The organism is Actinomadura sp. NPDC000600 (assembly GCF_040492135.1).
GTDB lineage: Bacteria > Actinomycetota > Actinomycetes > Streptosporangiales > Streptosporangiaceae > Spirillospora.
This window is the reverse complement of sequence record NZ_JBEUPD010000048.1, coordinates 27,163-42,885: the sequence shown is the minus strand read 5'-3', so window position 1 is coordinate 42,885 and position 15,723 is coordinate 27,163. Positions and strand designations below refer to the sequence as shown.

Here is a 15,723-nt window from a genome sequence, read left to right as displayed (position 1 = left end):
CATGCCCCGGACCAGCGAAGCCGACTCCCCGAAGCGCGAGCCCGTGAACGGCGGGCCGCAGGCCGATCGGGCGGACATGGCGCGCATCTTCGCGCCGCTCATGCACGAGCACGACTACGTCATCGACCAGATAGACGGGGAGCTCCCGTCCGGCCTCACCGGCACGCTGTACCGGATCGGCCCGGGCAAGTGGGAGGTCGGGCGCACGCTGATGCACCACCTCTTCGACGGCGACGGGATGGTCTCGCAGTTCGCCTTCGACGGCCGGTCCGTGCGGTTCCGCAACCGCTACGTCCGGACGCCGCAGTTCAAGCACGGCATGGTCTCCAGCGCCCCCAGCCACCCGGGGGTCGGAACGCCGCTTCCCGGCGGATTCTGGGCCAACTTCGTTAAGGGGAAGGGGCCGGCGAACGTCGCCAACACCGGCGTGGCGCTGCACGCCGACCGGCTGCTGGCCCTGTGGGAGGGCGGTCCGCCGCACCGCCTCGACCCCGACACCCTGGAGACGCTCGGCGCGTACGACTTCGACGGGCGTCTGCGCGGCGCGCTCAAGGCGTTCTCCGCTCATCCGAAGTGGGATCCGGTGACGGGCGAGATGTTCAACTTCGGGCAGGACTTCACCCCGCTGCCGTCCCTCAACTGCTGGAAGGTCGACCGGCACGGCAGGCTGCGGCGGCTGGCCAGAGTCCGGATGCTGAACATGCCGTGGAACCACGACGTGGCGCTGACGACCGAGCACATGGTGTTCGTCCTGGACCCGTACATGGTCGACCTGCGCACCATGTTCGGCGGCGGCGCGTCGGTGTTCGACGCGATCCGGCACCGTCCCGAGAAGGGGACGCGCTTCGTGCTGGTGCCGCGCAACGGCGGCCCCGCGCGGATCGTGGAGCACGAGTCGCTCGTGCACGTCCACGTGGCGAACGCCTTCGAGGACGGCACCGACACCGTCGTCGACCTGGTGCGCTTCGACGACTTCGAGGCGATCAGACGGGACCTGTCCGAGTTCCGCACGCGCTTCACCGACCTGCCGTCCAGCAGGCTCATGCGCTACCGGATCACCCCGGCGGGCCGCGTGATCGAGACGCAGTTGTCAGACACGCCTGGCGAGTTCCCCCAGTACGACTGGCGCCTCTCCACGCGCCGCCACCGCTTCACCTACATGACGGGACGGACGGGCCCGAGCGGCGAGTACGACACCATCCTGAAGGTCGACAACGACACCGGGCATACGCAGGCGCATGAGGCCGGCCCGGACACCTATGTGGGCGAGCCCATCTTCGTGCCCCGCGCGCCGGATTCCGACGAGGACGACGGGTGGCTCCTAACCGTGGTGTATCTCGCCCCAGAGCACCGGTCGCGGCTCACCATCCTGGACGCCCGGGACCTCGCCCCCGTCGCGAACCTCCACCTTCCGCACCACCTCCCCTTCGGCTTCCACGGCACCTTCACCTCACGAGTCGCCGATCCCGGCGCCCCGATCCCGCACCCCGACCGCCTCCCCATCCACTGAGCCCCGCCCCATCGTGTGGGCGCAGTACCGCGCGGACGCTGTGGCGAATCCCACCCCGCCTCGACCTGGGACATGTCACGGTGCGTGACCTCGGTTGGGTAATCTCTCGGTCAGGATGGCGATCAGCAGACCGACGGTGGCCCAGTTGCGGGCCTTCCTGGCATTGGCGGAGTACCTGCATTTCCGCGACGCCGCCGCCGCGCTCCGCATGAGCCAGCCCGCCCTGTCCGGAGCCGTGGCGGCGCTTGAGGAGAGCCTCGACACTCGCCTCGTCGAGCGGACGACGCGCAAGGTCCTGCTGACGCCCGCGGGTGAGCGGGTCGCGCGGCGCGCCGAGACCGTCCTGGCGGAACTCGACCGGCTGGTCGAAGAGGTCAAGGCCGTCCGGGGGCCGCTCGTGGGGCCGCTCCGCGTGGGGGTCATCCCGACCGTCGCTCCGTACCTGCTTCCCGTCGTCCTGCCGCGGCTCGCCAAGGAGTTCCCCGACCTGGAACTGTCCGTGCACGAGGAGCAGACGAGTCACATCGTCGCGGAACTGCTCGCCGGGCGCCTGGACGTGGTGCTGCTGGCGCTCCCCGTGCCGGCGGCGGGCGTGACCGAGCTGCCGCTGTACGACGAGGACTTCGTGCTCGTCGCGCCCGCGGGATTCGACCTGGACGCCACCGAGGTGGAGCGGGAGGCGCTGAACGACCTCGACGTCATCCTCCTGAACGAGGGCCACTGCCTGCGCGACCAGGCGCTCGACGTCTGCAGGGAGGTGGGCGCGCGCGCCGCGGCGGCCACGTACGCGACGAGCCTGGCGACGCTGGTCCAGCTCGTGTCGGGCGGGCTCGGGGTGACGCTCGTCCCCGAGACGGCGCTGCACGTGGAGACCCGCCGGGCGCCGAACCTCGGCGTGCACCGGTTCGCGGCACCGGCGCCCTTCCGCCGCGTCGGCCTCGGCTTCCGGTCGACGTCGCCGCGCGCGGACGAGTTCGAAGCGCTCGCCGCGAGCATCCGCACCGCCGTCGCCGACTCGGGCGTCGCCCCCGGCATCCGTCCCGCCTGATCTGGTCCGTCTGATCTGGTCCGTCCGGTATCTGCCCGCCTGGAACTCGGGGCGTCGGGGGCGGTGGGCGGCCGATCCGGGGATTAAGGCGCGGGTCAAGTGGCGGCCAGGCGGGGTCAAGTCTGCGTCAGGGGACGTCCTCGCAATAGCGATGCGCGTTCGTGCGGCGGCGTGACGTCACCATGCTCGTGGGGCGAGGAGGAGGCCCCATGTCCCCGAAGCTCAGCGTCGTCGTGCCTTTCCACAACACCGAGGAGTACTTCCGGGAGTGCCTGGAGTCGCTGGCCGGCCAGACGCTGGGCGACCTCGAAGTGATCATGGTGGACGACGGGTCCACCGACAACGGCGCCGTGATCGCCAAGGACATGTGCGGCCGCGACCCCCGGTTCCGGCTGTTCACGCGGGAGAACGAGGGGCCGGGGCCGGCCCGCAACGCCGGGGTGCGGCAGGCGAGGGGCGAGTACCTGGCGTTCGCCGACGCCGACGACGTCGTGGAGCGCGAGGCCTACGCGCGGCTGGTCGCGTCCCTCGAACGGACCGGGTCCGACATGGCGTGCGGGAACGTCCAGCGGATGGACGACGACCGGACCTGGCAGTCGTTCCTGCACGACGGCCTGTTCACGGAGCCCCGGTCGAAGACGCATGTGTCGTCCATGCCGATGCTGATGCGCGACCGGACGCCGTGGAACAAGGTGTACCGCCGCTCGTTCTGGACCCGGACGGGTCTGGAGTTCCCCCCGGGCTACTACGAGGACCCTCCGGTCACGGCGCGCGCGCACGCGCTGGCCCGCTCCGTGGACGTCCTGAGTGAGACCGTCTACTTCTGGCGCAGGCGCCCCGGGTCCATCACAGAGGACCGCTACGACTGGGACAACTTCAGCCAGCGCATGCGCTCCGCGCGGGCCGTGCGGGACGGTCTGGCCGACTACGCGCCGCACCTCCTGAACGCCTACGACGAGCACGTCCTCATCCCCATCGAACTCCGCGTCCTTTTCGAGGCCCTCCCCAGGACGCAGGACGAGCACCGCGGGGAGCTCCTCGCCATCGGGGCGGCCCTGGCCAGGCAGGTGAGCCCGCGCGTCCTGAAGCGGCAGCCCGCGATGACCCGCCTCCAGATGCACCTGCTGTGCCGGCGGATGATGCCGGAGCTGCTGGAGGTGCTGCGCTACGTCCAGCTGCGCAAGGCGGCGGACGCGCCGCGGGTGCGGCGCGGCCTGCGCCACCGCTGGTACGCGCAGTTCCCGTTCTTCGAGGACGAGGAGCGGGGCGTCCCGGCCCACGTGTACGACGTGACCGACGAGCTCAGGCCGGTCGCGGTGATCGACCGGGCCACCTGGGCGGACGGCCGGCTCCGCCTGGAGGGCCACGCCTACATCCGCCATCTGGACTCCTCCAGCGAGGACGGGTCCCGCATCCGGCTCTGGCTGCTGGCGTCCAACAAGCGGGGCCTCGTGCGCGTCCCGGTCAGGAGGGTCCGCAGGCCGGACGTGACCGCCGGGTCGCGGCAGTCGAACGTGACCTACGACTGGTCCGGGTTCGTCGCGGAGGTCGACCCGTCCTCGCTGCGGATGTTCGGCCGCTGGCGGGACGTCGACTGGGTGCCGTGCGTCGAGATCGTCAACCGGGGGCTGCGGCGCCGGTCGACGTTCACCGGCCCGCGCCTCACCGGGCGGCAGTGGCCGCGGGAGCGGGAGTGCGCGCCGGGCGTGCTCGTCCAGGGCGTCGCCGGCCGGCACCGGTTCATGATCCAGGTGCGCCGCACGCCGGCGGCGGTCGTCGGCTGCCATCTGGAGGGCGGCGAGCTGTGGCTGGACGGCTGGAGCCGCGTTCCGCTCGGGGACGAGCCGCGCGTCACCGCCGCACCGAGGTCGGGGCGGGGCAAGGTGCTCGGGGCGGTCGAGCCGGTCGGCGCCGAAGGGTTCCGGGCGCGGCTGCCGGTCGCCGGGCTGGTCCGGCGCCCGGGCGACTGGGAGGTCACCCTCTCGGACGGGATCCGCCCCTACCTGGACGAGGATCCGGCGGGCGCGGCGTTCCCCGTCCCCGGCGGGGAACTGGAGATCGCCAGGACCCGGCGCAGCGCCCTGCGGATCGTCGTGCGCGGCCGCGTGCTCGCCGTCGAGGAGGTGTCGTGGTCGCCGGACGGCGCGCTCCACCTGGCGGGCACCTGCTCGGACCGGATCGGGCGGCCGGACTCGCTGACCCTCAGGCGGCGTCGGTCGAGCGAGGAGCACGTCGTCGGGCTGAACTGGGAGGACGACCGGTTCACCGCGGTGTTCTCGCCCGCGCGCATGCCGGTGTTCGGGCTGTCCCGTCCGCTGGTCTCCGGCCGCTGGGACGTCGTCGCCGCCGTCGGGGGGCAGGAGCAGCCGGTGGTCGTCCGGCGCCACACCCTCCGCGACCTGCCCGAGCCGTTCGAGGCGGGGCTGCACCGGATCACGGTCCGGGCCCAGAAGAGCGACCAGTTGCAGCTGCGCGTGGAGACGGCCCTGGACGACGACGAGCGCGGGGCCTACGCGCAGAGCCGCATACGGTCCGGGCACTACCGGCGCCACCTGAACCTGCCCGTCCGTGAACTGGCCGTGTTCGACGCGTACCGGGGACGCCAGTACTCGTGCAATCCGCGCGGCATCTACGACGAGCTCCGGCGGCGCGACACCGACCTGGAATGCGTGTGGGTCACCGAGAACGGGCAGTTCGGCAAGCCGGCGGGCGCCCGGACCGTCCTCACCGGGACGCGGGAGCACTACGAGGCGCTCGCCCGCGCGCGCTACATCTTCGGCAACTGGTCGCAGCAGGAGTGGTTCACCAAGCGCGAGGACCAGACCTACGTGCAGTGCTGGCACGGGACGCCGCTGAAGAAGCTCGGATACGACGTCAAGCGGATGCCCTACAAGCGCACCGAGGGCGTGGACTGGATGGAGTACGACGTCCCTCAGTGGGACCTCCTGCTCACCCAGAACGCGTTCTCCGTGCCGCTGTTCCGGCGCGCGTTCGGCTACTCCGGCGAGGTCCTCGAAAGCGGCTACCCCCGCAACGACGTGCTGAGCAGCCCGCACCGCGACGAGATCGCGGCGGCGGTGCGGCGGCGGCTCGGCATCCCGGAGGGCAAGCGGGTCGTCCTGTACGCGCCGACGTGGCGGGACGACTTCCACCACGCGATCGGCAAGCGCGCGTTCCGCCTCGAATTCGAGATCGACAGGTTCCGCGCCGCGCTGGGCCGCGACCACGTCCTGCTCCTGCGGACGCACTACCTCGTCACCGACCGCCCAAGGCTGCGGCCGGGCGACTGCGTCATGGACGTGTCCGTCTACCCCGACATCTCGGAGCTGTTCCTCATCAGCGACGTGCTCGTCACCGACTACTCGTCGTCCATGTTCGACTTCGCCGTGACCGGCCGCCCGATGGTGTTCTTCACCTACGACCTGGAGCGCTACCGCGACCACGTGCGCGGCTTCTACTTCGACTTCGACGCCGAGGCCCCGGGGCCGCTGCTCGCCACCACGCAGGAGGTCGTCGAGGCGCTCAGCGAGCCGGCCGCGCTGGAGACGGGGTTCCGGGACGCGCGCGCCGCCTTCGCCGCCCGGTACTGCCCGCACGACGACGGCCATGCCGCCGCCCGCGTGCTCGACCGGGTCCTCCGCTGAGCCCGCCGGACCCGCCGGCCGCCTCGTCGCGAATCCCCGAAAGCCCACCGAATCCCCAAAAGCCACCGGATCCCCGAAAGCCCAGTACGGAGCCGCTCGTGTCCCCGCAGATCAGCATCGTCGTCCCCATCCGCAACACCGGCGGCCGCCTGGCGGAGTGCCTGGAGTCGATCGCGGGGCAGACGCTGCGCGACATCCAGGTGCTCATGGTGGACGAGCCCATGGGGGAGGAAAGGGCGGGCGACGGCGGAACGGGCAAGGACGCGGCGCTCGCCAAGGAGTTCGCAGGACGCGACGACCGTTTCGCGGTCCTGAAGCCCGGTCCCGGCACGGCGGCCATGGACGCCGGCATCGAGCAGGCGAAGGGCCGCTACCTCGCCTTCGCCGACGGTGAGGACGCGGTGCCGCCCTACGCCTACGAACTGCTCGTCAGGACGCTGGACACCACCGGCTCGGATCTCGCCGGCGGCAACGTCATGTGCCTGGACGAGGACCAGGTGTGGCAGTCACCGCTCCACAGGGACTCCTACGCGGAGACCATGAAGTCGACGCACGTGACCCGCCACCCTGCCCTCCTGCAAGACAGGACGGTGTGGAACAAGGTCTACCGGCGCTCGTTCTGGGACGCGCACGGCTTCGAGTTCGGGTCCGGCCGGGACATGCTCATCGCGGTGCAGACCCACCTGCTGGCATCCGTCGTGGACGTGTTGGACGCGACCGTCTACTTCTGGCGCGACCGTCCAGGGACGGCCATGCGCACGCGCCCCGACCCGGCCGACATCACCCAGCGCATGGCGAACCTCGCGAAGACGCGGGAACTCGTCCGCACGCACGCGCCGGACCTTCTGGCCGTCCACGACATGTACGCGCTCGACCTGGACGTGCGCGAACTCATGCTCGCCCTGCCCGCCGCCACGTGGGAGGAGCGCGAACGCCTGGTCGAACTGGGCGCCGAGGTCGTCGCGGAGGCCGGGCGCCGGGCCACCGTCGGCCTTGAGGCGATCAGAAGGCTGGAGACGTACCTGCTCGGCGCGTGCATGCTGCCCGAACTGCTGGAGGTGCTGCGCTTCGAGGAGAGGGGGCTGCGGGACGTCCCGCTCGTGTCCCGCGGCCGCCTTCGGCAGCGCTGGTACGCCCGCTACCCCTTCTTCGACGACCCGGACACGGGCATCCCGGAGGACGTGTACGACGTCACCGACGAACTGGTGCTGTGGGCGGACGTCGACCGTGTGGAGTGGGACGTCGACACCCTCATCGTGGAGGGGCACGCCCACTTCGACCGGTTCGGGGTCGCGTCGGTGACCGATTCCCGGATCCGCGTCTGGATGCGCGACGTGCGGACCGGCAAGGAGATCCGGCTGCCGGTGGAGCGCAGGTGCGTCCCGGAGGTCACGGCACGCGCCGGCCGGGCGAACGTCTCCCTGGACTGGTCGGGGTTCACGGTCCGGGTGGAGCCCGAATACCTGCTGGACGGCGACGAATGGCGGACGGCCACCTACGAGCTGTTCGCGGAGGTGACGACGGCCGGGCGCAGGGCGGTCCAGCGGTTGACCGCGACGGCCCCGGCCGTGCGGTGGACGGCGGCGCGGCAGGTGGACGAGCACGTGGCCGTCCAGCCGGCGGCGGGCGACGACGACGTGTTCGTCGTCCACGTCAAGCGGGCCAAGGCCGTCCTCACCGGGCTGCGCCGCGAAGGCGACGTGCTGGTGCTGTCCGGCTGGACGCGGCGCGCGCTCGGCGCCGGAGCCGCGATGGTCGCGGTCCGCAGGCACGGGGGAGCCGAGGTCCGCGGCGAGGTGACGCTGCGGCAGGCGGCCGTCCTGCGGATGGCGGAGGGCACCGGGTTCGACTTCACCGCGAGGCTGCCGCTGGAGTACCTCGCGTCCGTCCCGGGCGGCGAGCCGCACGGCCCGCACCTGCGCGACGCCATCGACTGGGACATCCGGTTGACGGGCGACGGCGGCCCGCTCCGCCTCACCGTGGCGAGCAACGTCAGGCCCGCTCGGTTCGCCTTCCCGGAAGGGGAGGGGCGCGGCCGGGAGTTCGCCGTCAGCCGCACCGCGTTCGGGAACCTGCGCGGGGTCGAGCGCAGCATCCGCCCGGTCGTCACGGACGCCGAGTGGGACGCCGGCGGCCTGCTCACGCTGACCGGCGACTTCGCCGACCCCGAAGACCGCCCCGACCACTTCGTCCTGCGGCGGCGCCTTTCCGGTGACGAACACCGCGTCCCTGTCACGTGGGAAGGCGACGCGGGAGCCAGCGACACAACCCGGAAGGGCGCCCGGTTCACCGCGACCTTCACGCCCGCAGCGATGCCGGTGTTCGGGACGGACCTCCCCCTGAGCAGCGGCACCTGGGACCTGCTGGCGCGCACGAGTTCCGGAGAGGTGGCCCTCGTCGTCGAACGTGAGGCGATCCCCGACCTGCCCGACCGGCACCGCGTCGGAACGCACGAATTCGAGGTCGGCGTCCACCAGATCGACGCGTTGATGCTGTTCAGCCGTCCGGCCTTGGAGGACGACGAGCGCGGCGGCCACGCACAGGTCCTTCTCTTCCAGAGGGACTATCCCGTCTACCTGCGGAGCCCCCTGGCCGATATCGCGGTCTTCAGCAGCTACGACGGCAACCAGTACAGCTGCAGCCCCAGGGCCGTCTATGAGGAGCTCGTCCGCCGCGACACCGATCTGGAATGCGTGTGGATCTCCCGGGACGACCAGTTCGCGGTGGGCGGCAAGGCGGAGACGGTCCTGGCCGGCAGCCGCGAGCACTTCCGCGTCCTCGCGCGCGCTCGGTACATCGTCACCAACCAGGCGATGCCGGCCTGGTTCCTCAAGCGGGAGGGGCAGACCTACCTCCAGACCTGGCACGGCACCCCGCTGAAGCGCATCGCCTACGACCTGAGGGACATGCCGTACCAGCGCATCGAACCGCTGGACTGGATGGAACGGGAGGTGCCGCGATGGGATCTCCTGCTGTCCCCCAGCCCCTACGCCACACAGGTCATGCGGCGGGCCTTCCGGTACGAGGGCGAGGTCCTGGAGGCCGGGTTCCCGCGCAACGACATCCTCAGCACGCCCGAGTGGGAGCGCATCGGGGCCCACGTCCGGAAGCGCCTGGGGATCCCCCAGGGCAAGAAGGTCGTCCTCTACGCGCCGACATGGCGGGACGACCGGTACCACGGTGGGGGCAGGCACGGCTTCTCCATGGAACTGGACCTGGACACCATGCGGCAGGCCCTCGGCGACGACCACGTCCTCCTCCTCAGGACGCACCACCTCATCACCGACCGGGACCTCAGGCTCACCAACCGCATCGCCGCGGACCGGCTCGCCGGGAGCGACTCGGGTCCCTTCATCATCGACGTGTCCCGATACCCCGACATCGCCGAGCTGTACATGGCGGCCGACGTGCTCGTCACGGACTACTCGTCCGCCATGTTCGACTACGCGATCCTGGGGCGACCCATCGTCCTCTACACCTACGACCTGGACTGGTACCGCGACCACCTGCGCGGCTTCTACTTCGACCTGGAGGCCGAAGCGCCCGGCCCGGTCGTGCGGACGACCGCGGACGTCGCCGAGGCCGTCAGGGCGGCGCCCGCCGGCGAGCAGCGCTACGCGGACGCCTACGACCGCTTCTTCGTGAAGTACTGCCCACACGACGACGGCCAGGCGGCGTCCCGAGTGGTGGACCGCATCTTCGGCAAAGCCTGAACCCCGTCCCAGCTCTTCGGTGAGCACGTAGCCGGGGCCCGCCGCTCAGCCAGGGCGGCGGGCCCGTGCGAACAGTCGCACGCCCGGCCACGAGGCGGTCGGCAGCCGCCGTTCCAGCGCGGCGGACAAGCGCAGCGCCTCGTTGGCGAACGGGTGCAGCGGCGCCAGATCCTCGCGCCGCGCCGTCCGATTCCTGAGCAGCCGCAGGAGCGGCCTGTGCAGGACGCCCCTGCTCCACACGCGCTCCAGCACCAGCCCGGCGCCCTCCAGCAGATCGACCAGGGCGCGGCGGCTGTAGCGGCGGACACGTCCGAGGGCCACGTCGTGCGCCGACCAGAGAGCCATGTCGCACGACACGGACACCAGCGCCGTCCCGCCCGGCCGCAGCACCCGCGCGACCTCCGCGGCCGCACGCGCGTCGTCCTCCACATGCTCCAGCACGTCCAGCACCAGGGCCAGGTCGTATTCGGATGCCGGAAGCGGCAGGTAGCGCGCGTCTCCCTCGTAGGCCTCGACGCCGTGGGCGCGGGCCAGCGCGACGGCGGCCGGGCTCAGGTCGACCGCGGTGGCGCTCCAGCCGTGGTCGGCCAGCACGCGGCAGCACGCACCGGACGCGGCGCCGATGTCGACGGCCGTACCGGGCACGCTGAACCGCAGCAGTTCCGCCGACAGGATCGCCCGGCGCTCGCGGTACCACCAGTTGTCGTTCTCGATCCGCGCGATCCGCTGGAGCTCGGTGGTGTCCACGGAACAAGCCGACCGCACCGGCGCAGGCCCGTTCCATCGACGCCGCCGCCCGCGCACGGATCGTTGACGCCGCCTTGACCCCGCCCCGGACGTGAACCCCGGTCGGCCTCTCTCAAGATCAGCGTCCCGCGAGGTCAGCGCTTCTTGCGGCGGCGCAGGAGGAAGCGGATGAACAGGATGAGCACCACCAGGCCACCGACGGCGGGAACGGCACGCTTGGCGATCGACGGGCCGACGAACTCCAGCAGGTCGATCGCGTCGTCGCCGTCGTCCCTGGCGCCCGCGCGCTGGGGCTCCCCGCGCCCGCCGGCCACGTGCAGCGAGGGTCGTTGCGAGGGCTCGGCCTTGACCGGGCCGGGCTTTTCGGCGGTCTCCTCCGGCGTCGCAGAGGCCACGCCGGTCTCGGCCTCCAGCTCCGGCTTGGCGGCCTCCGCGGCACTCTCTGAGGCCGCGCCGGGCCTCTCCGATACCTCGCCGGACGTCTCCGCAGGCGCAACGGCGGCGACGGCGGGCGTCTCGGCGGAGGCCTCGGCGGGCTTCTCAGGCGGAGTCTCGGCGGGCTTCTCAACGGGGGCGGCAGGGGCGGGTGCCTCCAGCTCGGCGGCCAGCTGCGTCGCGAACCGGGAAATGATCTTGGAGCCGACCTCGGACAGGATGTTGCGGCCGAACTGCGCCGGCCGGCCCGTCACGTTCAGCTTGGTGTGGACGGACACGCGGGTGATGCCGTCCTCCTCGCGCAGCCTCGCCTGCACGGTCGCCGCCGCCGTCCCGGACCCGCGGGCCTCCTTGGCGGACGCCTCCATCGTGACGACGCGGGACGACTCGTCCGCGGAGACGATCCGCGCGGTGCCGCGGTAGGTGATGGTCATCGCGCCGACCTTCACCTTCATCCGGCCCGAGTACTCCTCGCCCTCGACAGAGTCGAGCGTCGCGCCCGGCATGCAGGCCGCGACGCGCTCCACGTCGAGCAGCACCGACCAGGCCTGATCCACCGGCACGGGGACGGTGAAATCGTGGTCCAGCTCCATGATCAGTGTCCTTATCGTCCGGAGACCTTGCCCGTGACCTTACGGTGGCCGCCCGTCGCGTCGCCAGTGGGGTCATACCCCCCACGCTCCAGGCAACTCGGTACCCCGCAGCCCGGCGAACATGCGGGACGGCCCACATGCGGTACGGCCCACATGCGGTACGGCCCACAGGCGGGAGGTGGACATGCGGCCGGGCAACGGGGCGACGGTGCCCGGCCGCATGTCCATGCCGCGCGGGCGGGTCAGCCCGCGGCGGCCGCCAGCGCGCGCGCCGTCAGCACCGTGGCCAGATGCGCCCGGTACTCCGACGACCCGTGCAGGTCGGTGGGCGGCTCCGTGCCGGCCGCCGCCTGCGCGGCGGCGGTCCGGAACGTGTCCTCCGACACCGCCCCGCCTCTGACGGCGGTCTCCACCGCGCTCGCCCTGACCGGGGTCGGTCCCATGTTGGTCAGTGCGATCCGCGCCTCCTCGACGCCGTCGCCGTTGCGGCGGACGGCGCACGCGATGCCGACGATCGCCCATGCCTGCGCCGTCCGGTGGAACTTCTCGTAGTGCACGCCCCAGCCCGCGCCTAGCTTCGGCACGCGCACGCCTACGAGCAGTTCGTCCGGCTCCATCGCCGACGTCATCCAGTCGACGAAGAACTCTGACGCGGGGATCTCCCTCTCACCGCGCGCGGACCGGACGAGGAGCACCGCGTCCAAGGCGAGCGCGACCGCGGGCAGGTCGCCCGCCGGGTCCGCGTGGGCGAGCGACCCGCCGAAGGTGCCGCGGTGCCGGACCGCCGGGTCGGCGACGGTCTCCGTCGCCTCCACGATCAGCGGGACGTGCTCGCGCACCAGCGGATCGCGCAGCACCTGGTGGTGCGTCGCCATGGCGCCGATGAACACCGAGTCGCCCTCGTCGCGGATCTCCCGCAGCGCGTCGATCCGGTCCAGGTCGATCAGCGCGTCGGGGTAGGCGAGCCGGAGCCGCAGCAGCGGCATCAGGCTCTGCCCGCCCGCCAGCACCTTGGCGTCCTCGCCCGCGTCGGCCAGCGCCTGGACGGCGTCGTCCAACGAGGCGGGACGGACGTAGTCGAACGTCGCGGGGATCACTGGTCACCTCCGGCCGAGCCGAGTCCGCCGCCCGCGCCCGGTTCCGCGGCGGCGGGTTTCTCCTCCGCGCGCATCGCGCGCCACACGCGTTCGGGCGTGCACGGCATCGGCACGTCGTGCACGCCGTACGGGCGCAGCGCGTCCACGATCGCGTTGACGACCGCCGGCGTGGAGGCGATCGTGCCGGCCTCGCCGACGCCCTTCACGCCCATCGGGTTGGACGTCGCGGGCGTCTCGGTGCGGTCGGTCGTGAACGACGGGAGGTCCGCGGCCGACGGGACGAGGTAGTCGGCCATCGTGGTCGTCGTCAGGTTCCCGTCCGCGTCGTAGACGGCCTCCTCGTAGAGGGCCTGGGCGATGCCCTGCGCGAGCCCGCCGTGGACCTGCCCCTCGACGATGAGCGGGTTGACGACCTTGCCGACGTCGTCCACGGCCACGTACTTGCGGAGCTTCACCATCCCGGTCTCGGTGTCGACCTCGGCTGCGCACAGGTGCGTGCCGTGCGGGTAGGAGAAGTTCTCCGGGTCGAACGTGGCGTCGGAGTCCAGGGACGGTTCCAGACCCTCCGGCAGGTCGTGCGCGGCGAACGCGGCCAGCGCGACCTCCTGGATCGTCTTGCCCTCCTCCTGGACGCCCCGGACGCTGAACCGTCCGCCGCTGAACTCCAGGTCCTGTTCGGACGCCTCCAGCAGGTGCGCCGCCACCTTGCGGGCCTTCTCCACCACCTTCTCGCAAGCGGAGAACAACGCGACGCCCCCGACGGCCAGGGAACGGGAGCCGTACGTGTCCATCCCTTTGGGAGAGACCGCGGTGTCGCCGTGCAGGACCTTCACGTCCTCGAACGGCACGCCGAGCCGGTCGGCGGCGATCTGCGCCCAGGCCGTCGCGTGGCCCTGCCCGTGCGGAGACGAGCCGGTGACCACCTCGACCTTGCCGGACGGCAGTACGCGCACCGACGCGTGCTCCCACCCGCCGGCCCCGTACGACAGCGAACCGAGAACCCGGGATGGCGCGAGACCGCACATCTCCGTGAACGTGGACACCCCGATGCCCAACTGCACCGGATCGCGCCGTTCCCGCCTGTCCGCCTGCTCCGCGCGGAGCTTGTCGTACTCGAACAGCTCCAGCGCCTTCTCGGTCGCCGCCTCGTAGTTCCCCGTGTCGTAGGTGAGGCCCGCGATCGTTTCGTACGGGAACTCCTCGTGCTCGATCCAGTTGCGTCGCCTCACCTCGATGGGGTCGACGCCCAGTTCGTCGGCCAGCTCGTCCATCATCCGCTCGATGGCGTAGGTGGCCTCCGGGCGGCCCGCGCCCCGGTAGGCGTCCGTGGGCGTCTTGGTCGTGAAGACCCCCGTGCAGGTGAACGACAGCGCGTCCATCTTGTAGATGCCGTTGAACATGAACGCGCCCAGCAGCGGGATGCCGGGCGTGACCAGCATCAGGTACGCGCCCATGTCGGCCAGCAGTTCGACCTTCAGGCCGCGGATCCGGCCGTCGCGTTCGGCGGCGAGCGTGAGCCGCTGGATCTGGTCGCGGCCGTGGTGGACGGTCATGTTGCCCTCGCTGCGGGTCTCCGTCCACTTGACCGGACGGCCGAGCCTGCGGGCCAGCAGCAGCGCGAGGACCTCCTCCCCGTACACCTGCAGCTTGGAGCCGAAGCCGCCGCCGACGTCGGGGGCGACGACCCGGATCCGGTGCTCGGGGATCCCGGTGACCGTGGCCAGCATCAGCCGCAGGATGTGCGGGATCTGCGTGGCCGAGTACAGCGTGAACTCGTCGCCCTCGGGGACGCACAGAACCGACCGCGGCTCCATCGCCGTCGGGATGAGCCTCTGTTGGACGTAGCGGCGCTCCAGCACGACCGGGGCGTCCCTCATCGCGGCGTCGAGATCCCCGTTCTCGAACACCCACGTGTAGGACTTGTTCGTCCCCAGGTCCTCGTGCACCAGATCGGCGCCGTCGGCTATGGCCGCTTCCATGTCCACCACGGCGGGCAGCGGCTCGTAGTCGACGTCGATCTCCTCCAGGGCGTCGACCGCAGCGGCCTTGTCCCGGGCCACGACGCAAGCGACGGGCTCTCCGACGTAGCGGACCTCGTCCACCGCCATGGGCGGATGGTCCGGATGCTTCATGTCCTCGGTCACGACCCACGCGCACGGCAGCGAACCCTGCTCCGCGGCGAAGTCCCGCCCGCTGAACGCCGCGACGACCCCGGGACGCTCCTTCGCGGGCGCGGTGTCGACGCCGGTGATCCGGGCGTGCGCGAACGGGCTGCGCAGGAACGCCACGTACAGCGTGCCCGCGGGCGTCATGTTGTCGGTCCACTTCGTCCGGCCGGTGATGAGCCGGGCGTCCTCCGACCGCTTGCGCGGGGTGCCGACCTCCTGCACGGTCACGGCGTCACCTCCTGCCGACCGGGCTCGCGCATCTCGCTCGCCGCCCGCCGCACGGCCTTGACGATGTTCTGGTAACCCGTGCACCTGCACAGGTTCCCTTCCAGCCCCTCCCGGACCTCGTCCTCGGACGGGTCGGGGTTCTCCCGCAGCAGGTCGAGCGACGCCATGATCATGCCGGGCGTGCAGTAGCCGCACTGGAGCGCGTGCTCCTCGTGGAAGGCCTGCTGCATCGGGTGCGTGGTGCCATCGACGCCGAGCCCCTCGACGGTCGTCACGTCGTGGCCGTCCGCCTGGACGGCGAGCACGGAGCAGCTCTTCACGCTCATCCCGTCCATCAGGACGGTGCAGGCTCCGCAGTTGCTGGTGTCGCACCCGACCGGGGTCCCGACCTTCCCCAGCCGTTCGCGCAGATAGTGGACGAGAAGGAGGCGCGGCTCGACGTCGTCTTCGTACGTCGCTCCGTCGACCTCGACACGGATACGTGGCATGCGGTTTCTCCCAGGGACGTCTCGGGGTGGACAGTGAGAGACGTCCCTGGGC

The 15,723-nt window shown here is 71.6% G+C and carries 9 protein-coding genes; 4 read left to right on the top strand and 5 right to left on the bottom strand.

From position 1 onward, the window contains the following. Position 1: 1 nt before the first annotated feature. From ABWI07_RS39490 to ABWI07_RS39475, 4 genes are all read left to right on the top strand, one after another. Positions 2–1,510 (top strand): carotenoid oxygenase family protein, encoded by a 1,509-nt coding sequence (locus ABWI07_RS39490; RefSeq protein WP_353821652.1) that lies wholly within the window; start codon positions 2–4, stop codon positions 1,508–1,510. 115 nt (positions 1,511–1,625) lie between these two features. Next, complete coding sequence (locus tag ABWI07_RS39485; RefSeq protein ID WP_353821651.1) at positions 1,626–2,558, top strand: LysR substrate-binding domain-containing protein; 933 nt, start codon at positions 1,626–1,628, stop codon at positions 2,556–2,558. Between the two features lie 209 nt (positions 2,559–2,767). Next, entirely contained in the window at positions 2,768–6,202 is a 3,435-nt protein-coding gene (locus tag ABWI07_RS39480) for a bifunctional glycosyltransferase/CDP-glycerol:glycerophosphate glycerophosphotransferase (protein ID WP_353821650.1), read from the top strand. 98 nt (positions 6,203–6,300) lie between these two features. Next, a complete protein-coding gene (locus tag ABWI07_RS39475) occupies positions 6,301–9,915 on the top strand; it encodes a bifunctional glycosyltransferase/CDP-glycerol:glycerophosphate glycerophosphotransferase (protein ID WP_353821649.1) in 3,615 nt (1,204 codons plus the stop codon). Between the two features lie 45 nt (positions 9,916–9,960). Here ABWI07_RS39475 and ABWI07_RS39470 read toward each other — a convergent pair whose 3' ends face one another. From ABWI07_RS39470 to ABWI07_RS39450, 5 genes are all read right to left on the bottom strand, one after another. Next, positions 9,961–10,662, bottom strand: coding sequence for a class I SAM-dependent methyltransferase (locus tag ABWI07_RS39470; protein WP_149258983.1), 702 nt, complete (start codon positions 10,660–10,662; stop codon positions 9,961–9,963). Positions 10,663–10,796: 134 nt separating this feature from the next. After that, a complete protein-coding gene (locus ABWI07_RS39465; protein ID WP_353821648.1) occupies positions 10,797–11,690 on the bottom strand; it encodes an SRPBCC family protein in 894 nt (297 codons plus the stop codon). Between the two features lie 242 nt (positions 11,691–11,932). Continuing rightward, entirely contained in the window at positions 11,933–12,787 is an 855-nt protein-coding gene (locus tag ABWI07_RS39460; protein WP_149258985.1) for an FAD binding domain-containing protein, read from the bottom strand. Then, positions 12,784–15,183, bottom strand: coding sequence for a xanthine dehydrogenase family protein molybdopterin-binding subunit (locus tag ABWI07_RS39455; RefSeq protein WP_353821647.1), 2,400 nt, complete (start codon positions 15,181–15,183; stop codon positions 12,784–12,786). Before ABWI07_RS39455 ends, ABWI07_RS39460 begins: the two co-directional genes overlap by 4 nt. Further along, the gene (locus ABWI07_RS39450) at positions 15,180–15,671 is read right to left on the bottom strand and encodes a (2Fe-2S)-binding protein (RefSeq protein WP_141580789.1); all 492 of its coding nucleotides are present in this window, start codon (positions 15,669–15,671) and stop codon (positions 15,180–15,182) included. Before ABWI07_RS39450 ends, ABWI07_RS39455 begins: the two co-directional genes overlap by 4 nt. Positions 15,672–15,723: the final 52 nt, after the last annotated feature.

Coding starts and splice junctions, on each gene's coding strand:
- ABWI07_RS39480 (WP_353821650.1), top strand. CDS start 2,768: ATGTCCCCGAAGCTCAGCGTCGTCGTGCCTTTCCACAACACCGAGGAG.
- ABWI07_RS39465 (WP_353821648.1), bottom strand. CDS start 11,690: ATGGAGCTGGACCACGATTTCACCGTCCCCGTGCCGGTGGATCAGGCC.
- ABWI07_RS39490 (WP_353821652.1), top strand. CDS start 2: ATGCCCCGGACCAGCGAAGCCGACTCCCCGAAGCGCGAGCCCGTGAAC.
- ABWI07_RS39450 (WP_141580789.1), bottom strand. CDS start 15,671: ATGCCACGTATCCGTGTCGAGGTCGACGGAGCGACGTACGAAGACGAC.
- ABWI07_RS39485 (WP_353821651.1), top strand. CDS start 1,626: ATGGCGATCAGCAGACCGACGGTGGCCCAGTTGCGGGCCTTCCTGGCA.